The 16,012-nt window shown below is 66.3% G+C and carries 17 protein-coding genes; 5 read left to right on the forward strand and 12 right to left on the reverse strand.

All coding sequences use genetic code 11. The features are described from left to right. Positions 1 to 58: 58 nt before the first annotated feature. The 4 genes from BV210_RS16260 to BV210_RS16275 all read right to left on the reverse strand — a co-directional run bounded on the left by BV210_RS16260 (position 59) and on the right by BV210_RS16275 (position 4,241). Positions 59 to 1,516, reverse strand: coding sequence for an NAD(P)(+) transhydrogenase (Re/Si-specific) subunit beta (locus BV210_RS16260; protein WP_077207666.1), 1,458 nt, complete (start codon positions 1,514 to 1,516; stop codon positions 59 to 61). Continuing rightward, on the reverse strand, positions 1,516 to 1,818 hold the full coding sequence (locus tag BV210_RS16265) for an NAD(P) transhydrogenase subunit alpha (RefSeq protein WP_077208090.1): 303 nt from the start codon (positions 1,816 to 1,818) through the stop codon (positions 1,516 to 1,518). Before BV210_RS16265 ends, BV210_RS16260 begins: the two co-directional genes overlap by 1 nt. Further along, complete coding sequence (locus BV210_RS16270; RefSeq protein ID WP_077207667.1) at positions 1,808 to 3,007, reverse strand: Re/Si-specific NAD(P)(+) transhydrogenase subunit alpha; 1,200 nt, start codon at positions 3,005 to 3,007, stop codon at positions 1,808 to 1,810. The genes BV210_RS16265 and BV210_RS16270 overlap by 11 nt, the downstream gene beginning before the upstream one ends. 199 nt (positions 3,008 to 3,206) lie before the next feature. Further along, positions 3,207 to 4,241, reverse strand: a complete 1,035-nt coding sequence (locus BV210_RS16275) for an NAD(P)/FAD-dependent oxidoreductase (protein ID WP_077207668.1) — start codon at positions 4,239 to 4,241, stop codon at positions 3,207 to 3,209. 107 nt (positions 4,242 to 4,348) lie between these two features. On the opposite strand from BV210_RS16275, the gene BV210_RS16280 reads away from it, so the two are divergent. Continuing rightward, positions 4,349 to 4,750 carry a hypothetical protein gene (locus BV210_RS16280; RefSeq protein WP_077207669.1) on the forward strand — a complete coding sequence of 134 codons (402 nt, stop codon included), beginning with the start codon at positions 4,349 to 4,351 and terminating at the stop codon, positions 4,748 to 4,750. Position 4,751: 1 nt separating this feature from the next. Here BV210_RS16280 and BV210_RS16285 read toward each other — a convergent pair whose 3' ends face one another. The 6 genes from BV210_RS16285 to BV210_RS16315 all read right to left on the reverse strand — a co-directional run bounded on the left by BV210_RS16285 (position 4,752) and on the right by BV210_RS16315 (position 11,549). Then, positions 4,752 to 6,413, reverse strand: a complete 1,662-nt coding sequence (locus BV210_RS16285) for a tRNA uridine(34) 5-carboxymethylaminomethyl modification radical SAM/GNAT enzyme Elp3 (RefSeq protein WP_077207670.1) — start codon at positions 6,411 to 6,413, stop codon at positions 4,752 to 4,754. Positions 6,414 to 6,477: 64 nt separating this feature from the next. Continuing rightward, a complete protein-coding gene (locus BV210_RS16290) occupies positions 6,478 to 7,068 on the reverse strand; it encodes a hypothetical protein (protein ID WP_077207671.1) in 591 nt (196 codons plus the stop codon). 702 nt (positions 7,069 to 7,770) lie between these two features. After that, positions 7,771 to 8,286 (reverse strand): hypothetical protein, encoded by a 516-nt coding sequence (locus BV210_RS16300; RefSeq protein ID WP_157526072.1) that lies wholly within the window; start codon positions 8,284 to 8,286, stop codon positions 7,771 to 7,773. Positions 8,287 to 8,394: 108 nt separating this feature from the next. Further along, complete coding sequence (locus BV210_RS16305) at positions 8,395 to 10,554, reverse strand: DHH family phosphoesterase (RefSeq protein WP_077207674.1); 2,160 nt, start codon at positions 10,552 to 10,554, stop codon at positions 8,395 to 8,397. 96 nt (positions 10,555 to 10,650) lie between these two features. Beyond that, positions 10,651 to 10,914 (reverse strand): hypothetical protein, encoded by a 264-nt coding sequence (locus BV210_RS16310; RefSeq protein WP_077207675.1) that lies wholly within the window; start codon positions 10,912 to 10,914, stop codon positions 10,651 to 10,653. A 23-nt stretch (positions 10,915 to 10,937) separates the two neighbouring features. Beyond that, a complete protein-coding gene (locus BV210_RS16315; protein ID WP_077207676.1) occupies positions 10,938 to 11,549 on the reverse strand; it encodes a YIP1 family protein in 612 nt (203 codons plus the stop codon). Between the two features lie 100 nt (positions 11,550 to 11,649). Here BV210_RS16315 and BV210_RS16320 point away from each other — a divergent pair, with 100 nt between their 5' ends. Then, positions 11,650 to 12,207: a hypothetical protein gene (locus tag BV210_RS16320; RefSeq protein ID WP_157526074.1), complete on the forward strand. Its 558-nt coding sequence runs from the start codon at positions 11,650 to 11,652 to the stop codon at positions 12,205 to 12,207. A gap of 6 nt (positions 12,208 to 12,213) precedes the next feature. Here the strand turns inward: BV210_RS16320 and BV210_RS16325 are convergent, their stop codons facing one another. Continuing rightward, a complete protein-coding gene (locus tag BV210_RS16325) occupies positions 12,214 to 12,804 on the reverse strand; it encodes an NADPH-dependent FMN reductase (RefSeq protein WP_077207678.1) in 591 nt (196 codons plus the stop codon). 111 nt (positions 12,805 to 12,915) lie between these two features. Here BV210_RS16325 and BV210_RS16330 point away from each other — a divergent pair, with 111 nt between their 5' ends. Then, positions 12,916 to 13,236, forward strand: a complete 321-nt coding sequence (locus BV210_RS16330; RefSeq protein ID WP_077207679.1) for a hypothetical protein — start codon at positions 12,916 to 12,918, stop codon at positions 13,234 to 13,236. Positions 13,237 to 13,349: 113 nt separating this feature from the next. Here the strand turns inward: BV210_RS16330 and BV210_RS16335 are convergent, their stop codons facing one another. Then, entirely contained in the window at positions 13,350 to 14,402 is a 1,053-nt protein-coding gene (locus BV210_RS16335) for an NAD(P)/FAD-dependent oxidoreductase (RefSeq protein ID WP_077207680.1), read from the reverse strand. Positions 14,403 to 14,524: 122 nt separating this feature from the next. On the opposite strand from BV210_RS16335, the gene BV210_RS16340 reads away from it, so the two are divergent. Together BV210_RS16340 and BV210_RS16345 are read left to right on the forward strand one after the other, a co-directional pair. After that, positions 14,525 to 14,809: a DUF357 domain-containing protein gene (locus BV210_RS16340; RefSeq protein ID WP_077207681.1), complete on the forward strand. Its 285-nt coding sequence runs from the start codon at positions 14,525 to 14,527 to the stop codon at positions 14,807 to 14,809. A gap of 199 nt (positions 14,810 to 15,008) precedes the next feature. Beyond that, the gene (locus BV210_RS16345) at positions 15,009 to 15,992 is read left to right on the forward strand and encodes a transcription initiation factor IIB family protein (protein ID WP_077207682.1); all 984 of its coding nucleotides are present in this window, start codon (positions 15,009 to 15,011) and stop codon (positions 15,990 to 15,992) included. Positions 15,993 to 16,012 lie beyond the last annotated feature (20 nt).

The following is a 16,012-nucleotide window of genomic DNA, read 5'->3' on the forward strand; positions in this document are numbered from 1 at the left end:
CGTGAACAAGAAAGTGGCCCCGATCTCCAGAATCTGGGAATCAGGGTGAGCCGCGGTCTCAGTCCGTGGCTTCCTTGTAGTCGTTGACCAGTTCCTGCATCGACTCCTTGGCGTCACCGAAGAGCATGCTCGTGTCGTCCTGGGCGAACAGCGGGTTGGGGATGCCCGAGAACCCAGGGCTCAGGCTCCGCTTGTTGACGATCACCTGATTGGCCTCGTCGACGTTCAGGACGGGCATCCCCGAGATGGGGCTGCCGTCGTCCTCGTTGGCCCGCGGGTTCACCACGTCGTTGGCCCCGGTGACGATCACCACGTCGGTCCGGGAGAAGGTCGGGTTGACCTCCTCCAGTTCGCGCATCTTCTCGTAGGGCACGTCGGCCTCCGCGAGCAGCGCGTTCATGTGGCCGGGCATCCGGCCGGCGACGGGGTGGATGCCGAACTCCACGTCGACGTCGTGCTCGTCGAGCAGGTCGACCAGTTCCGCGACGGCGTGCTGGGCCTGTGCGACCGCCATCCCGTAGCCGGGGACGACCACGACCCGGCTCGCAGTTTCCAGGAGCATCACGACCTCCTCGGTCGAGGTCTCCTGAATCTGCCCCTCGTAGATGTCCTCCATGTCCTCGCTGTCGCCGTCGTCGCCGCCCAGTCCGCCGAAGAAGACGTTGGCCAGCGAGCGGTTCATCGACTCGCACATGATGACGGTGAGGATCATCCCCGAGGCACCGACGAGCGTCCCGGCGACGATCAGCGCTGTATTCCCGAGCACGAACCCCGTCGTCGCCGCTGCCAGCCCGGAGTAGGAGTTCAGCAGGGCGATGACGACGGGCATGTCCGCGCCGCCGATGGGCACGACGAGGAAGATACCGAGGATCGACGCGGCCGCGACCAGCACCCAGTAGGAGGGGATCCACGGCGCGATCGGCGAGTTACCGAGCGCGTCGGGCTGGACGACGAGGACGAGCCCTGCGACCACGGCGGCCGCGAGGAAGAGTCCCTTGATCGCGTGGCCCACGTTCGTGCTCACGGGTGAATCGCCGACGAACCCGTGGAGTTTGCCCGCGGCGACGAGGCTCCCCCAGAAGGTGACCGAGCCGATGAGGCCGGCGATGGCCGCCGTCGCCGTCAGGTCGATCGGGAGCGGGGCGACGGCGCTGGCCCCATCGTAGGTGTCGATCAGTTCTGCGCCGGCGACCAGCGCCGACGCGCCCCCGCCGAAGCCGTTGAACAGCCCCACGAGCTGGGGCATCTCGGTGGTCTCGACCGAGACAGCGAGCCAGACGCCGACACCGCCACCGACCAGCAGCCCGGCCGCGAGGAGTAGCGGTGAGACGATGTCGAACCACAGGACGGTGACGATCACGGCCAGGAACATCCCCGTGGCCGAGATCGCGTTCCCGCGGGTCGCCGTCCGCGGATGGGTCATGTCCCGGAGCCCCTGAATGAACAGGATGCCGGCGATCAGGTAGGCCACCTGGAGCGCCGCGTCGGGCAACACCTGTGCGAGCGGTCCCGCCATCAGTTACCACCTCGGAACTGATCGAGCATGAAGTGACTCACCAGATACCCACCGACGACGTTGATCGTTGCCATGACGACCGCAAGGAAGCCGAGCGCGGTCGCGAGGGTCGTCTCTCCAGACCCGGCGACGACGACCGAGCCCAGCAGCGTGATGCCCGAAATCGCGTTCGCGCCGGACATCAACGGCGTGTGCAGGTTCGTCGGAATCTTCGTGATGATCTCGTAGCCGACGAACGCCGCCAGCACGAACAGCGTGAGGTTCTGGACGAACAGTTCCAGTGCTGACAGTTCAGTCGCCATCGTCGTCACCTCCTTCCGAATCGTCGGCGGCATCGCCGTCGTCGCCGCCCCCGCCACCGTCGTCGAGATGTGGATTACGGACCGTTCCGTCGTGGACGAGCAGCGTCGAGTCGACGATCTCGTCTTCGAGGTCGACGTCGAGTTCGCCGTCCTCGTCGACCAGATTGTCGAGGAAGTTCCCCAGGTTGTTCGCGTACTGCTGGCTCGCGGTCGTGCTGACCCGTGAGGGCAGGTCTGTCGGGCCGTGGACCCGGACGCCGTCGACCTCGACAGTCTCACCGGCTTCGGTCGGTTCGCAGTTCCCGCCGGTCTCTGCTGCGAGGTCGACGATCACCGACCCCGCGTCCATGTCTTCGATCATCTCCGTCGTGACGATCTCCGGTGCCGGGCGGCCGGGAATGGCGGCCGTCGTGATCAGCACGTCCGACTCCGGGACGACCCGCTGCATCTGTTTTCGCTGTTCCGCGTAGAACTCCTCGCCCATTTCGACGGCGTAGCCTTCCTCGTCCCCCGACCCTTCAGTCGGGAGTTCGAGTTCGACGAAGTCGGCGCCGAGACTCTCGACCTCGCGTTTGACTTCGAGGCGCACGTCGTGGCCGCGGGTGCTGGCCCCCAGACGTTCGGCCGTTGCGATGGCCTTCAACCCGGCCACGCCCGCGCCGATGACGAACACCTCCGCAGGCTGGATCGTCCCCGCGGCGGTCATCTCCATCGGGAACATCTTGGGCAACTCCTCGGCGGCCATCAGTGTCGCCTGATAGCCACCGAGGCTCGCCTGCGAGGACAGCGCGTCCATGCTCTGGGCGCGACTGATCCGGGGCATCAACTCCAGCGCGAACGCGCTGACGCCCCTGCTGGCCAGTTCGTCGACCGTCTCGTCAGCTACCTCGTACGGCCCGAGCAGTCCGACGACGATCTGGTCCTCGCGGTAGGGATCGGTTTCCGTCTCGGTCGCGCCGAGACCCCGGACCTGAAAGAGCACGTCGGCCCGGTCGAACACGGCCCTGCGGTCGTCGATTATCTCACAGCCGACCGCTTCGTAGGCGTCGTCGGCGAAGTTGGCTCCTGCCCCCGCGCCGGCGGCCACACAGACCTCGTGACCGTCCTCGACGAAATCTTCGGCGACCGACGGCGTCAGTGCGACGCGTCGCTCGCCGTCTGCCGTCTCGGTCGGAACGCCGACGATCACAGCGAATACACCCTCCCACACTGCATCGTCGATTTCTGGTCACCGACTGAAACGACCGATTCCTGTCCATGCACCTGCCGTGCTATGTCGTGGCGTACCCCTAATGCCATTGACGTACACGATTTTTGGCAACTACTTAAATGCCAGTCACAAAACCCAGAAATCTGAGGTATTTTCGAAGAAGTTCGAGACTGGACTCTCAGCGTCGGTCGGTGATGCGCTCGCCGGTCTCCAGTCCGTTCCGGAGGGCGGCGTGGACGCGGGCCTCGCCGGCCACCCAGTCGCCCGCGAGGTAGAGGCCGTGTTCGGCCGCCCGATCGACGGTCCCGGCGTCGACGCCGTCGTCGGCCAGTGCGTAGCGCCAGTGCTGGGTGTCCGTCCAGTCCGGATCCGCCAGTCGCTCGTCGTCGAGCAGCTCGGCGACCCGTTCGGCGGCGGTCGCGGTGATCGCGCCGTCGGCGTCGTCGTAGTGATCCACCGACCAGTCGGGGCTCATCTGGGCGATCAGCAGGCTCTCGCCGTCGGGGACGTGCCCGTCCTTGCACTCCTCGCGGGAGACCCACCCCACGTCGTGGTCGTCGTCGGTGTTGACGAGCGCGTAGTAGGGCTGGTCCAGTTCGAAGGGATAGTGGAGGACGGCGGAGACGATGGTTCGATAGGGTATCACGGCGACAGCCTCGCGGAGTTCCCGGCAGAGCCGGTGTTCCCAGTTCGCCGAGCCCAGCAGGTCCGCCGTCTGGGGGGCCGGCGGCGTGAGCAAGACGGCGTCGAAGTGTCCCAGATCCTCGTGATCGGTGTCGTAGAGCCGCCAGCCGTCGTTCTCGCGGACGGGTTCGGAGATGCGGACACCGTTCTCGACCGACGCGTCGGTCGCTCCGAACAGCCGTTTCGCCAGCTGAGTGATTCCCGTTTCGTAGGTCCACTTGTGGTCGTCGGCGTCCCGTCCCTCCGAAATCTCCCCGTCGGCGTCGAACACCCAGACCGGCTCCGCGATGTCGACCAGTCCCTCGGTGTCGAGGCCGTCGGTCACCAGTTCGGTCACCCGCTCGTCGTCGGCCTTGACGTAGTTGGCCCCGTGGTCGTACCGACAGCCCTCGCGGCGACGCGTCGCGGCGCGACCACAGACACCCCCGCTCTTCTCGAAGACGGTGACCGACGCGTCGGCGTCGGCGAGCGCGTAGGCGGCACCCGCGCCCGCCGCGCCGGCCCCGACGATAGCGATGTCGTCAGCCATACTCCTCGTTCGGGTGCGAGGGTCAAAGTACCCCCTGCCGTCGGCCCCGTATCAACCGCTCGCCCGCTGTCGGGAGCTTCATTGTTCTGCGGTGGGGAGATGCGGGCATGCGTCGCAGAATCTACCTGATCGCCGGCGTCGTCCTGGCGCTGACCTCGTTCCCGGCGCTGCTGGTCGGCGTCACGCAGGGCGTCTACGACGCCGTTGGCACCCTGTTGCTCGGGACCGGTGGTCTCCTGTTCGTCGTCGCGGCCCGCCGCGACGAAGTCGACGTGGGCGACTGGACGCTCTCCTGGCACCAGTTCGTCGGCGGCGCGGATGTCACCCTCGGGCTAGGCTTTCCCCTCACACTGTTGAACCCCGTTCTGGAGGGAACCGCCACGTCGATGGACTACACGTTCCTCGTCGCCGGTGTCGTCGGTGGCCTCGTCCTCGTGTTCATCGGCGTCGACGTACTGCGCGGCAGTCGCTACGTCTCGCTCGGTAGCGACGAGGAATCCGCGCTCTGAGTCAGAGTCGCTTCGACACGTACGGCCCGTCCTGATAATAGTCCAGTTTCTCCCGGTAGTACTGCCGGACGCCGATCCCCGAGAGGACCGATAGTTTCTCGAAGCCGTTCTCGACCGCCAGTTGCTCGGCCCGCTCCAGCAGCCGCCGGCCGTAGCCGCGGTGCTGGTGCTGGTCGGCCTCGCTCTGCTGACCGACCCCCACTTGGCTTCCGTAGACGTGGAGTTCCCGCACCAGCGCGGCGTTTTCCAGTTCCTTCCTGACGGGATCGTTCGGGAACCGCACCCGACAGAAGCCGATCAGGAGGTCCTTCTCGGGGTCCTCGAAGGAGAGGAAGTGTTCGGTGCCGCCGCCGGCCTCGTAGGTCAGTTCCTGCAGTTCGACGTCCTCGGGTTCCTCGTCGTTCATCCCGACCTCCCGGCACCGGATGCAGTCGCAGGTCCAGCCGTGCTCGTCCATCCGCTGGCGCGCGAGTTGCCGGAGGTTGGACTTCCAGACGCCGCCCTCGATGAAGTCCGCAGGGATGTCCCGCTGGACGCGCTGGAGCCGGGTGTACTTCGGAATCATCGACTTGATCTCCGCGACGAGTTCGGCGGCCTCCTCGTTCCCGAGGGGGTCGAAGTCGCCGCGGTGGTACATGTCGTAGGTCGCCGTGCCCTCGACGATCAGCGTCGGGTAGATCTTGAGGTAGTCGGGCCGCCACTCCGACTCCTCGAAGATCCGGCGGAAATCTTCGAGGCACATCTCCTTGCTCATCCCGGGCTGGCCGGGCATCATGTGGAAGCCGACCTTGAACCCCGAGTCCCGCAGCCGGCGGTTGGCGTCGATGGAGTCCTGCACGCCGTGGCCGCGGTGCATCTCGCGGTTGATCCGCTCGAAGGTGGTCTGGACGCCGACCTCGACCTTCGTCCCACCGAGATCGAGCATCCGGTCGATCTGCTCGGGATCACACCAGTCGGGCTTGGTCTCGAAGGTGGTCGCGATGTTGCGCACGTCACCGGTCTCGTTCTCGGCGATGACGTCTTCGAGGTAGCTGAACTCTTGCTCCTGGGGATCCTCGGCGAAGCTCTCGCCCTCGGCGGGTTCGGGCTGGGCCGCGGCGTCGTAGTCGTTCATCGCCTCCAGCGCGCGCTTGACGAACCACTCCTGGTAGTCGTGGGAGCGGGCGGTCATCGTCCCGCCCATCAGGATGAGTTCGACCTTGTCGACGGGGTGACCGATCTCTCGGAGTTGTTCCAGTCGGAGCGTGACCTGGCCGTAGGGATCGTAGTCGTTTTGCTTCCCACGGGCCGCCGCGGGCTCGTGACCGGTGTAGCTCTGGGCGCTCGAGAACTCCGAGTCGGGGCCGCCCGGGCAGTAGAGACACTTCCCGTGGGGACACCGCTCGGGCGAGGTCATGATCGCGACGGGGGAGACGCCCGACGCCGTCCGGACGGGCTTGCGCTGGAGGACTTCCTCTAACTCCTCCCGGCGTTCGAGCGGGGCGTAGTCGAGCAACTCGGAGTTTTTCGGAACCTTCGGCGAGGAGAAGTCCGAACAGACCTCTAACTTGGCCTGCTCGACCTCGTCGCGTTCCAGGTCGCCCGCGAGAATCCGCTGGACCAGCTCCTCACAGACCTGCTCGAACGCCTCCGTCTCGGTGGGGTCGGTCGTCTCCGTGCTCATTGCCGCTTGGAGAGTACTGGACGCGTCGCGAGAATAAGGGTGTCGCCTCGGGCTACCGAGCGGTTCACTCCGGCGTGACGGTCCGGGGAAAGCAGGTGGCGAGTTCCATTCCCCGGGCGTACTCGACGCGACCGTCGGGACGGACGACGATAGTCCGCCACGACTCGGTGCAGTCGAACCAGTCGCGGTCCACCGTCACCGTGTAGCCCCGGCTCTCAGCCGTGCCGACGACCACCGTGTACCGATCCGGCCGAGCGAGGGTCACCTCGACGTATCGACTCGCCGGAACCGTCGGCCGCCAGTCGAGGACGCGACCGAGTGCGTCACCGTGGATCGTCACGTCGAGCGTCCGCTCCGGACCGTCGTTCCAGAGCAGTAACTGCCGCGGACGGTTGTACTCAGCGTGTGTCACGTGGGACCGATCCCCGACCGACCGGGTCGCGACCGGCTGCTCGTCGAACGAGACAGTGTCCTCTCTCCCGATATCGTCGTCGAGGTTAGCTGTACGCGTGGCATTTATCGTGTCCGGTCGGGAATCGATCGGCGAGGACGGCAGTGGCTCGCTCCGCAATTCGGCCGTTTCGCTCTGGGCGTTACACCCCGCGAACGGAACGACGGTGCTGGCGAAGAGGGCGAGGACCTGACGGCGACGCATATTTCGGCCGACTCCAGCCCGGAAGTTGAACGCTTTGATATATTCCAGTCGACACGAACTGGACCTGGTTATTCGGCGTCGAAATCGCCGGGTTTGGGCGTCCGATACTGTGTCGGACTGCGGTCACAGAGTTCGAGCGTCGATACACTGCTGTACTCGACACGGCCACCGGGACGGACTACGACGGTCGTCCCGGAGCTGTTGCAGTCGAACGTCGGTCTCCGAATCGGGTGCCAGAACCACGTGTCGTCCACGGTGTCGACGTGGAGGGCCACGAGGTACTGATCGGCCTGCGCGAACTCGACGGTGACGTACTCCCCGCCATCCAGTTCGCCCCGCCAGTCGAGGACGGTCCCGTGTTCCAGCCCGGTGATCTCCAGTCCGAATGCACAGCCGGACCGGTCGTTCCACAGCGAGAGGCTGTGCTGGCCGGTGTAGTAGGGGCCCCGTTCGGCGCTCGGATCGCCGGCCGTCAGCGTTTCGACCGGGTCCCGGTCCGCCAGTCCGGCCGAGACCCATCCGCACGGTATTTGGGCACCTGGCGGTCGTGCGCTGGCTCCGTTGCCGCAGCTGAGCGACCCTCAGCGGTCGCCGATCAGGTAGCCACCGGCGAGCAGTCCCAGGAACTAACGGCGGCGGTGCATGGATACAGAGACACCACTCCTGGATCTGAAAGGTACGTGAGTGGCAGGTTCGGGTCGTTCACTCGTTCGGATCCCGTTCGGCGAGCGAACTGTACCGTACTTTGCCGTCCTCGTCGACCACTACATCTGTCACGGCGGCGTCGCGGTCGAACCACGCCGGGTCGACGGTTATCTCGTACAGCAGATCGCCGTCCCCGACAGCGACGGTGTACGCGTCGGCCTGTTCGAGTTCCACCCTGAGCGGTCGGTCTGGATAGACGCGACGCTCGGTCTCGAACAGGTGCCCGCGGCCGGCCGACTCGATCGACACGGTCAGGAATCGCGTCGGCCCCTCGTTCCATATCGTGACGCCGTGGGAGCCACTACAGTCTTCGGTCTCGGCGACCGTGATGGTCTCGAAGGGGGGCACTGTCCCGGTCTCGATGGGGGCGTGTGCGGCCGTCGCCGGTTGTCGGACCGACGACGGCGGTGTCGCGAGTCCGTTCGACCGCAACCGCGCCCAAAGCCGATCGAGGCACTGCGGCAGGTGGGCGAGCGAGTGGGGGAGGCTACCGGACGAAGACTCGCGTGTCATCGAGTGGTGATACACGTCGGTCGACCTTCGTTATACATCGGCAAAAAGGCGCAAACGGACGAAACCGGGCGAAACGAATGGAACGGGCGGGTCGTGAGTCTCCCTCGATCAGGCCACGTCGGCGACCGCTTCCAGCACGGCGTCGAGCACGGCGTCGCGCTCGCCCGAGAGGAATTCGAGACAGCCGTCCCGGGTGCTCTTTGCCTGCAGGCCGGCGTCCGGCGCTTCCTCGGCGGCGGTCGCGGCGACGGCGCGCACGTCCAGCGCCGTCGTCGAGCGCAGGTAGAGTTCGTCCTCGGCGAGTCCGACGACCACGTCCACGTCGTCGCGGTGTCGGCGGAACAGTTCGTCCAGCAGCAGGTTCGTCGGCGGGAACTCGTACCGGTGGGCGAAGGCGTCGGTGTCCAGCACGGCGACCGAAATCCCGTCGACTTCGCGGCGTTCGAGGTTGGCCTCGGCCGTCTCGATCTCCGCGTCGAGTTTCGTCCGGAACTGCTCGCTGACGTGGCCGGCCAGGCCGCGCTCGTCGTCGGTCTCCGGGAAGAGGAGATCGGCGATCAACTCGCGTTTGTCCTCGTAGGACTGGTAGTAGGCCTCCAGCGCGATGGCCTCACGGATCTCGCGGGTGGCGTCGGCGTCGTAGCCGGTCGATTCGGCCAGGTCGACGTAGGATTCGGGCGTGTCCTCCCAGAAGCTCACGGCGGGGAGGTGACCGATCTCCTCGCGCACGTCGTCGTCGACGTGGGCGGCGACGGTCGCCGCGATGGCGCTCGCCGTCGTCGTGGCGTCGGCGTCGGTGAGCGAGGGCGAGACGAGCGTGTCGACGGCGTCACCGACCTCGGGGTCGGCCTCGGCGGAGTCGAGCACCAGGCGGTCGGCGTCGTAGATCGACAGCAGGTCGAAGCCGTCGAGCGACTCCCGGGTCGCGCCCGCGGCGACGAACACGAACAGCGGGAGTTTCTCGTCGTGACGCTCGCGGTTGTCGAGCATGCCGGTCACGTCCTGCGTGGCGTCCTGCATGTCGTAGACGCCGTCCTCCAGCGGCCGGCGGTCGAAGTAGTGGTACTCGGCGTCGGCCGCGCCGTGCTGGTCGCGGACCAGCGGGAGCGTCGCGCGCTCGATGGCCACGCCGCCGACGTAGCCGTCGACGGTCGCGTTGTGCCGGACGACGACCGGTCGATCTTCGAGCACGGCGCGCCGGATGGCGGTCGCAGCCTCGCGCACGCCGTCGATGACGGCGTCGACGGCCGGGTCGTCGGCCAGCGGTTCGACGTCCTCGGGACGGGCGCGCTCGGTCAGCGCGTCGGCCATCCGCTGGGAGACGGCGTCGTGTTCGTCGTCTTCGAGGACGAGCAGTGCCTCCGTCTCGACCTGCAGTTCCCCGCGGCGACGGCGGACCTCGCCGTCGAGTCTGACCAGATCGCCCTCTTCGACCTCGGGGTAAGCCCGGACGCCGGCCTCCTCGAACGCGGCGCAGTCGACGACGCCCGTCTCGTCACGGAGCTCGAAGACCGTCGGGCCGCTGGTCTGGCGGATGTCGGCGATCTCGCCCTCGATGCGAACGTCGTCACCGACGCGGTCGGACAGCGTGTCGACGGCGACCTGCGTGAGTTCGACGCTCGTCGTCTCTTCGTCCGTACTCTCCGGTTCGGCTTCGACGACTGCGGCGCCGCCCGAGCCACCGCTGTCGGCGGTCCGGGTGTCGGAATCGGTGTCTGTGGTTCCGCTCTCGTCTGTCTCCGTGTCGCCGCCGTCGGTCGGGGAACCGGTACGGCCGGCCTCCCGTGTGTCGTCGTTCCCGCTCTCGTCGGGGACCTCGCCGACCGTGTGGCGAACCGGCCCGTCGTCGCCGTCGTCGTCGCTGTCGTCGTCTCCCTCGACGTCTTCTTTCAGCAGGGCGAAATCTTCGTCGGGGTCGTCGATCAGCGTGCCGCGGAACTCCCGTTCGGACTGGCGGATCGACCACCCGAGGTCGATGTTCCCGTTGTCGCGGACGTTCTTGACCTGGACGTAGACGGTGTCACCCGCCTCCCAGTCGAGGCTCTCGAGTCGCTGGTCGAGTTCGCTCCGGTGGAGGAGACCGGTCACCCGGTCCGCGATGTCGACGAACACGCCGAATTCGGCGTACCCGTCGACCGTTCCTCGGTAGAATCGCCCCGGCGTCAGCTGGTCTGCGTTCGTGCCGCGGAACTCGAAGACCACGTCCTGCTGGTGTGTTTCGCAGATGTGCCCTTCGACAGACGTTCCGCAAATGATACAGCTTCCCATTACCGGAACCAAACGGACCCGGCCTAAAACTGTTGTCGAATCACTCCGGGAATCCCGTTCGACCCCTGCCGCGCGAGTACCCGTCCTCGCAGTCGGTCACTCGAAGACTCGACTCTCCTCCTCCAGCATCTCGATCCCGCGAGCTATCTCGCGGGCTTCGTCCGGGAACAGTGCGATCTCGATTTCGTTACCCGCCTCGTCCTCGAAGGCGAGTTTCACTCGCTCGTCGCCGAACTCCCGCACGTCCACGCCTTCCACGTCGTACAGTTTCGCCGTCGCAGACTTGTTCGTCGGTCCCACGTTCTTGATCGACCCGTCTTTGAGTTCGACCATGAACTCCTCGAGTTGCAGACTGAGCATACCGATAGTTGGCCTGCCGGTGGTTAAAACGGTAGCGAGACCCCGATCTCGGCCAGCAGGGCACCCGCGGCCCCGAACCCGCGGAAGCCGTAGCCGAAGACGATAGCCGCCGGCACCGCGACGACCGGGACCGCCTTCCAGTACGGCAGGTCGTGGACCTCGACGGTACCGACGACGAGCAGGACGGCACCCGCGGCCGTACAGATCACGCGCAGGGCGGGGATTTCGGGTCCGGCGAACACGCACGGCGCGGTCGCGTATGCGAGGACCTGCACGGTCTCGCTGACGCCGCCGCGGTTCGGTGCCGTCGCCATCAGGATCAGCGTCTGGAGCGCCGCCGTCAGGTGCAACACGGCTGGCATCACGAGGACGACGGCGAGCGCGAGAAACAGGGCCCGGGAGGCGACCGGCTGTCCGGCGACCACGGGATAGACGTCCGGGATCAGCGCCAGCCGTGTCAGTTCCTCGAGCAGGACGACGACGGCCGCGAAGATCAGTCCCGGTGCCTGGTCGCCGGGCGCGATACCTGCCCGGAAGAACCGACGGGGGCGAACCAGCACCTCTGCCCACGCCCGCGCGAGCGCGACCGGGCCGCGGTCCCGCCCACCCGTCGGATTCTCGACCCACTGGGTCACGCGATGGGATAGGCAGCGTCCGGGCTTGACGGTTGCGGGTTCCGGTCGCATTCGCGCCGCTTCCCGAACAGTTATCAGATAGTGATAGTGTTCGGACACTATGAACAGACGTGACGTAATCGCTGGAAGCGGTGTGGCACTGGCTGCGATGGTGAGCGGTTGTACAGACGTGCTTCCAGCTGAAAGTGACGGAGCGGCCGAGGACGGAACGGACAACGACACTGAGGAAGGCGACGGGGGTGAAGAGGACACGGACGGGGAGACTCCCGTGACGGACGCGAAGACAGGGAGCGCCTCCGACGCCGAACGGGACGCGGTCGAGCGCGTCCTCAGACAGAACGTGCGAGCCACGGAGGAGCAGCGACTCCAATCACTCCGGGAGACGCTCCACCCCGAGAGTCCGTACTACGAGCGGACGATCCAGCAAACGCAGCAAATCTGGAACCAGTACGAACTCAAGTACTCGTTGACCGTTCAGTCGGTTTCGGTCGTCGGCGACGAGGCGACCGTCGAGTACGAACAGGTGACGCGAGCGACCGGTTCCAATAGCGGGGAGTTCCGGGACAATCGGATCACTGCCACCGCGAGGCTCCGCACGTATCGAAGCGAGTGGCGGCTCTACGGCACCGAAATCGGTGACATCGAGTACCTGGATTGACGCCGATCAGTCGTCGGCACCCACGTTTTCCGTGCTCTCGATGCAGGGCGGATCGGGTTCGATGGTTGCGTACTCGACGGCCCGTCGACCGAGGATTGCGACCCGGTCGGCCACACTCTCGTCGACGAATCCCCAGTCGTCGGCGTCGCCTTCGAAGGCATTGCTGGCCCGGGGGATGGCGGCCTGGTGTGGGATGACCCAGGCGTTCAGTGCGCGACAGACCGTTCGCAGGTGTTCGAGCGCGGTTATCGGGAACCCGCCGCCGGCGACCGCCAGCAGGCCCACGGTCTTGTTCTCGAACTCGTCGAACCCGCAGTAATCGAGGGCGTTCTTCAGCGGCGTGGCGTACGATCCGTGGTACACCGGCGTCCCGAGGAGTATGGCGTCGGCCGCGCGCACTCGGGCGGTGAACGTCGGTGCGTCGCCGGCCTCGCCCGCGTCCGCGTCGTAGACCGGGAGGTCCCAGTCCCGGAGGTCCAGAAGTTCCGTCTCGCCGCCGGTCGCTGCGGCCGCGTCGAGGGCGTGTTCGAGTCCTTTTCGCGTGTGGCTGTCGTCGCGGAGACTCCCACAGATCCCGACGATGTGCGGTCGTGACATGGCTGTACCGTGGTCCTGCCCGTGCTTAAACGTCGGTCGAACTGTCGGGTTTGGCGGGCCGTCCGATCGGAAACAGGTACATTTTTACTGCAGTCGGGCGGGTGCTGTGGTATGGCTGCACGTGGCTCCCGGGAGTGCTCCGTACGCGTCGAGTTACCGACCGTGGTCCCGTTCGACATTCCTCAGTTGAATCGCCTGAGCTGGGAACTCGGATCCCGCACCGTCGACGACTCGACGGCGACGCTGCGCAGTCGCTGGACCGACACGGAGAGCCAGTGGCGACTCGCGGTCTACTCCGTGACCGACGGGACAGTCGTCCTGCGGGTGCGGACACCTGTCGGTCGCGACCGATTCTACGGTGCCGCAAGGATGGACCTCGCGAACGCACTGCCGGCGCTGGAGGCGTCCGACCGCTGGCAGCGACTCGACTGAGTTGACATCCTCCCCGCCCTGAAGGGCGAGCCTTTCGCCTCGAATCTTCCGTAAGCTCTGGTTACCGCCGAGAAGGAGACTGTGTATTTTCCGACAGACTAGCCTGTCGTCCGTCAGTCGTCCGCTTCGGCACTCACGCCGTCGGCCTCGGCCGCTTCTGCCGTCACCGCGTCTTCGAGGTACTCGTCGGCGTCGAGTGCGGCCTTCACGCCCATGCCGCCCGCTGTCGCGGCCTGCTGGTAGTGGTGGTCCACCACGTCGCCGGCTCCGAAGATGCCTTCGACGGCAGTTTTCGTCTGGCCGCCGCCGTCACCGCCCTGCGTGCGGAGGTAGCCGGCGTCGTCCAGTTCGACGCCCGTGTCTTCGAGGTAGTCGGTGTTGGGCGTGTGGCCGATGGCGAGGAACACCGCGCCCACGTCGAGTTGCATCTGCTCGGTGTCGGGATCGTCGAGTTTGTCCGTGGGGTGGCCCTCGGGGTGGCGTACCAGATCCACGTGGTCGACGCCCTCGGCCTCGGAGCCGTGGATCTCGACGGCCTCGGTGTTCTTCATGATCTGCACGTCGCCAGCCTCGACTTTCTCCTCGATGCGGTCGATCCAGTAGTCTTCGGCCCGGAACTCCTCGCGCCGGTGGGCGATGTAGACAGTGTCGGCGAACTTCGTGAGGAAGTTGGCCTCCTCCATCGCGGCGTCGCCGCCGCCGATCACCAGCATGTCCTCGTCGCGGAAGAACGCGCCGTCGCAGGTCGCACAGGTCGAGACGCCAAAGCCCATCAGGTCGTCCTCGCCGGGAATGCCCAGCGTGCGGGCACTGGCCCCGGAGGCGGCGACGAAGGCGTCGCAGGTGTAGACCGTTCCATCTGTGAGTTCGACGCGGAAGGGGCGATCGGAGTCGTCCACCGACTCGACGATCCCGTGTTCGATGTCCGTCCCGAACTGGGTGGCCTGCTCTTTCATGTTGTTCACCAGTTCGGTCCCGCCGATCCCGTCGGGGAAGCCGGGGTAGTTCGCCACGTCGGTGGTCAGCGTGAGCTGGCCACCCGGTTCGTCCCCCTCCAGAACGAGCGGGTCGTTGTTCGAGCGAGCGGCGTAGATCGCGGTGCTCAGGCCCGCGATCCCCGAACCAGCGATGATGAGTCTCCGGTGTTCGACGGCCTCGTCTGTCATGAGAGACGGTAGTCGGGGACGGTGTATTAAGCCTGCGCTGTTCTGTACGGTCCGGACACGACCGATCGGGGCGACCCCGCCACGTCGACACGCTTAGGACAAGACGAACAGATTGGTGGCACATGCCCGCCGATCTAGACGAGAAGACCGACCGGTACGAGGACCTGCTGGCCGACGCCCTCGACGCCGCCGAGATCGCCGTTCCCCCGGAGTCGCCGCTGGGCGAGGCCGCCGCCGAGTGCGAGGAGATGGCCCGCTCGTATCTGGAAGACGGCCGACACTTCCGGGCCGACGACGACCCAGTCAACGCACTGGCAGCCTTCTCCTACGGCCACGCCTGGCTCGACGCCGGTGCGCGGATCGGCCTGTTCGACGTCCCCGACGAGGGACACCTATTTACGGTCTGACCACCGCTCGCGGACGGCGACGATTCGCTCTCGATATCGGTGAAACCGCTGTACAGCAGTGCGGTAATTGGTGCCATACGAACGGTCCTCTAGCCCCGGATTAGCGAAACATTTATATGCTTTTCGCACTTACTAACAGTTAGCAGCACGCCGGCAATTTCTTATGGCTTTCGCCGCCGGCAACCCAAGCAATCCCCCCATGAGCGACACCACAACTCGGCCGATAACGAACGAACGTACAGAGAACGAGATCACGGAGGAGACGGAGACCGAGACGGAATCGACGACGACCTGCCCGGAGTGTGGCGGTCACCTCGTGACCGACACCGAGCACGGCGAGACGGTCTGTGAAGACTGCGGACTGGTCGTCGAGGAAGACGAGATCGACCGCGGACCGGAGTGGCGCGCCTTCGATGCCAGCGAACGCGACGAGAAGAGCCGAGTCGGTGCCCCGACCACGAACATGATGCACGACAAGGGGCTCTCGACCAACATCGGCTGGCAGGACAAGGACGCCTACGGGCGGTCGCTGAACTCCAGCCAGCGCGAGAAGATGCAGCGCCTGCGCACCTGGAACGAGCGGTTCCGGACCCGCGACTCCAAGGAGCGCAACCTCAAGCAGGCACTCGGCGAGATCGACCGCATGGCCTCCGCGCTCGGCCTCCCGAAGAACGTCCGCGAAACGGCGTCGGTCATCTACCGCCGGGCGCTCGACGAGGACCTCCTCCCCGGTCGGTCCATCGAGGGCGTCGCCACCGCGTCGCTGTACGCCGCGGCCCGCCAGGCCAACACGCCCCGGAGCATCGACGAGATGATCACCGTCTCCCGCGTCGGCGAGATGGAGATGACCCGGACGTACCGCTACATCGTCCGGGAACTGAACCTGGAGATTCAGCCCGCAGACCCCGAGAGCTACGTCCCCCGGTTCGCCTCGGATCTGGACCTCTCGGACGAGACAGAACGCCGCGCCCGGGAACTGCTCGACAGCGCCCGCGAGAGCGGCCTGCTCTCGGGCAAGTCCCCGGTCGGCCTCGCCGCGGCCGCCGTCTACGCCGCCTCGCTGCTCACCAACGAGAAGGTGACCCAGTCTGAAGTTTCGGAGGTCGCCTCCATCTCCGAGGTGACCATCCGCAACCGGTACAAGGAGCTACTGGAAGCCGAACACGACGTGAAGGCGGCCTGAACGACCGGGTAAACGCTCCC

The sequence above is a fragment of the Halorientalis sp. IM1011 genome, from assembly GCF_001989615.1.
Taxonomy (GTDB): Archaea; Halobacteriota; Halobacteria; order Halobacteriales; family Haloarculaceae; genus Halorientalis.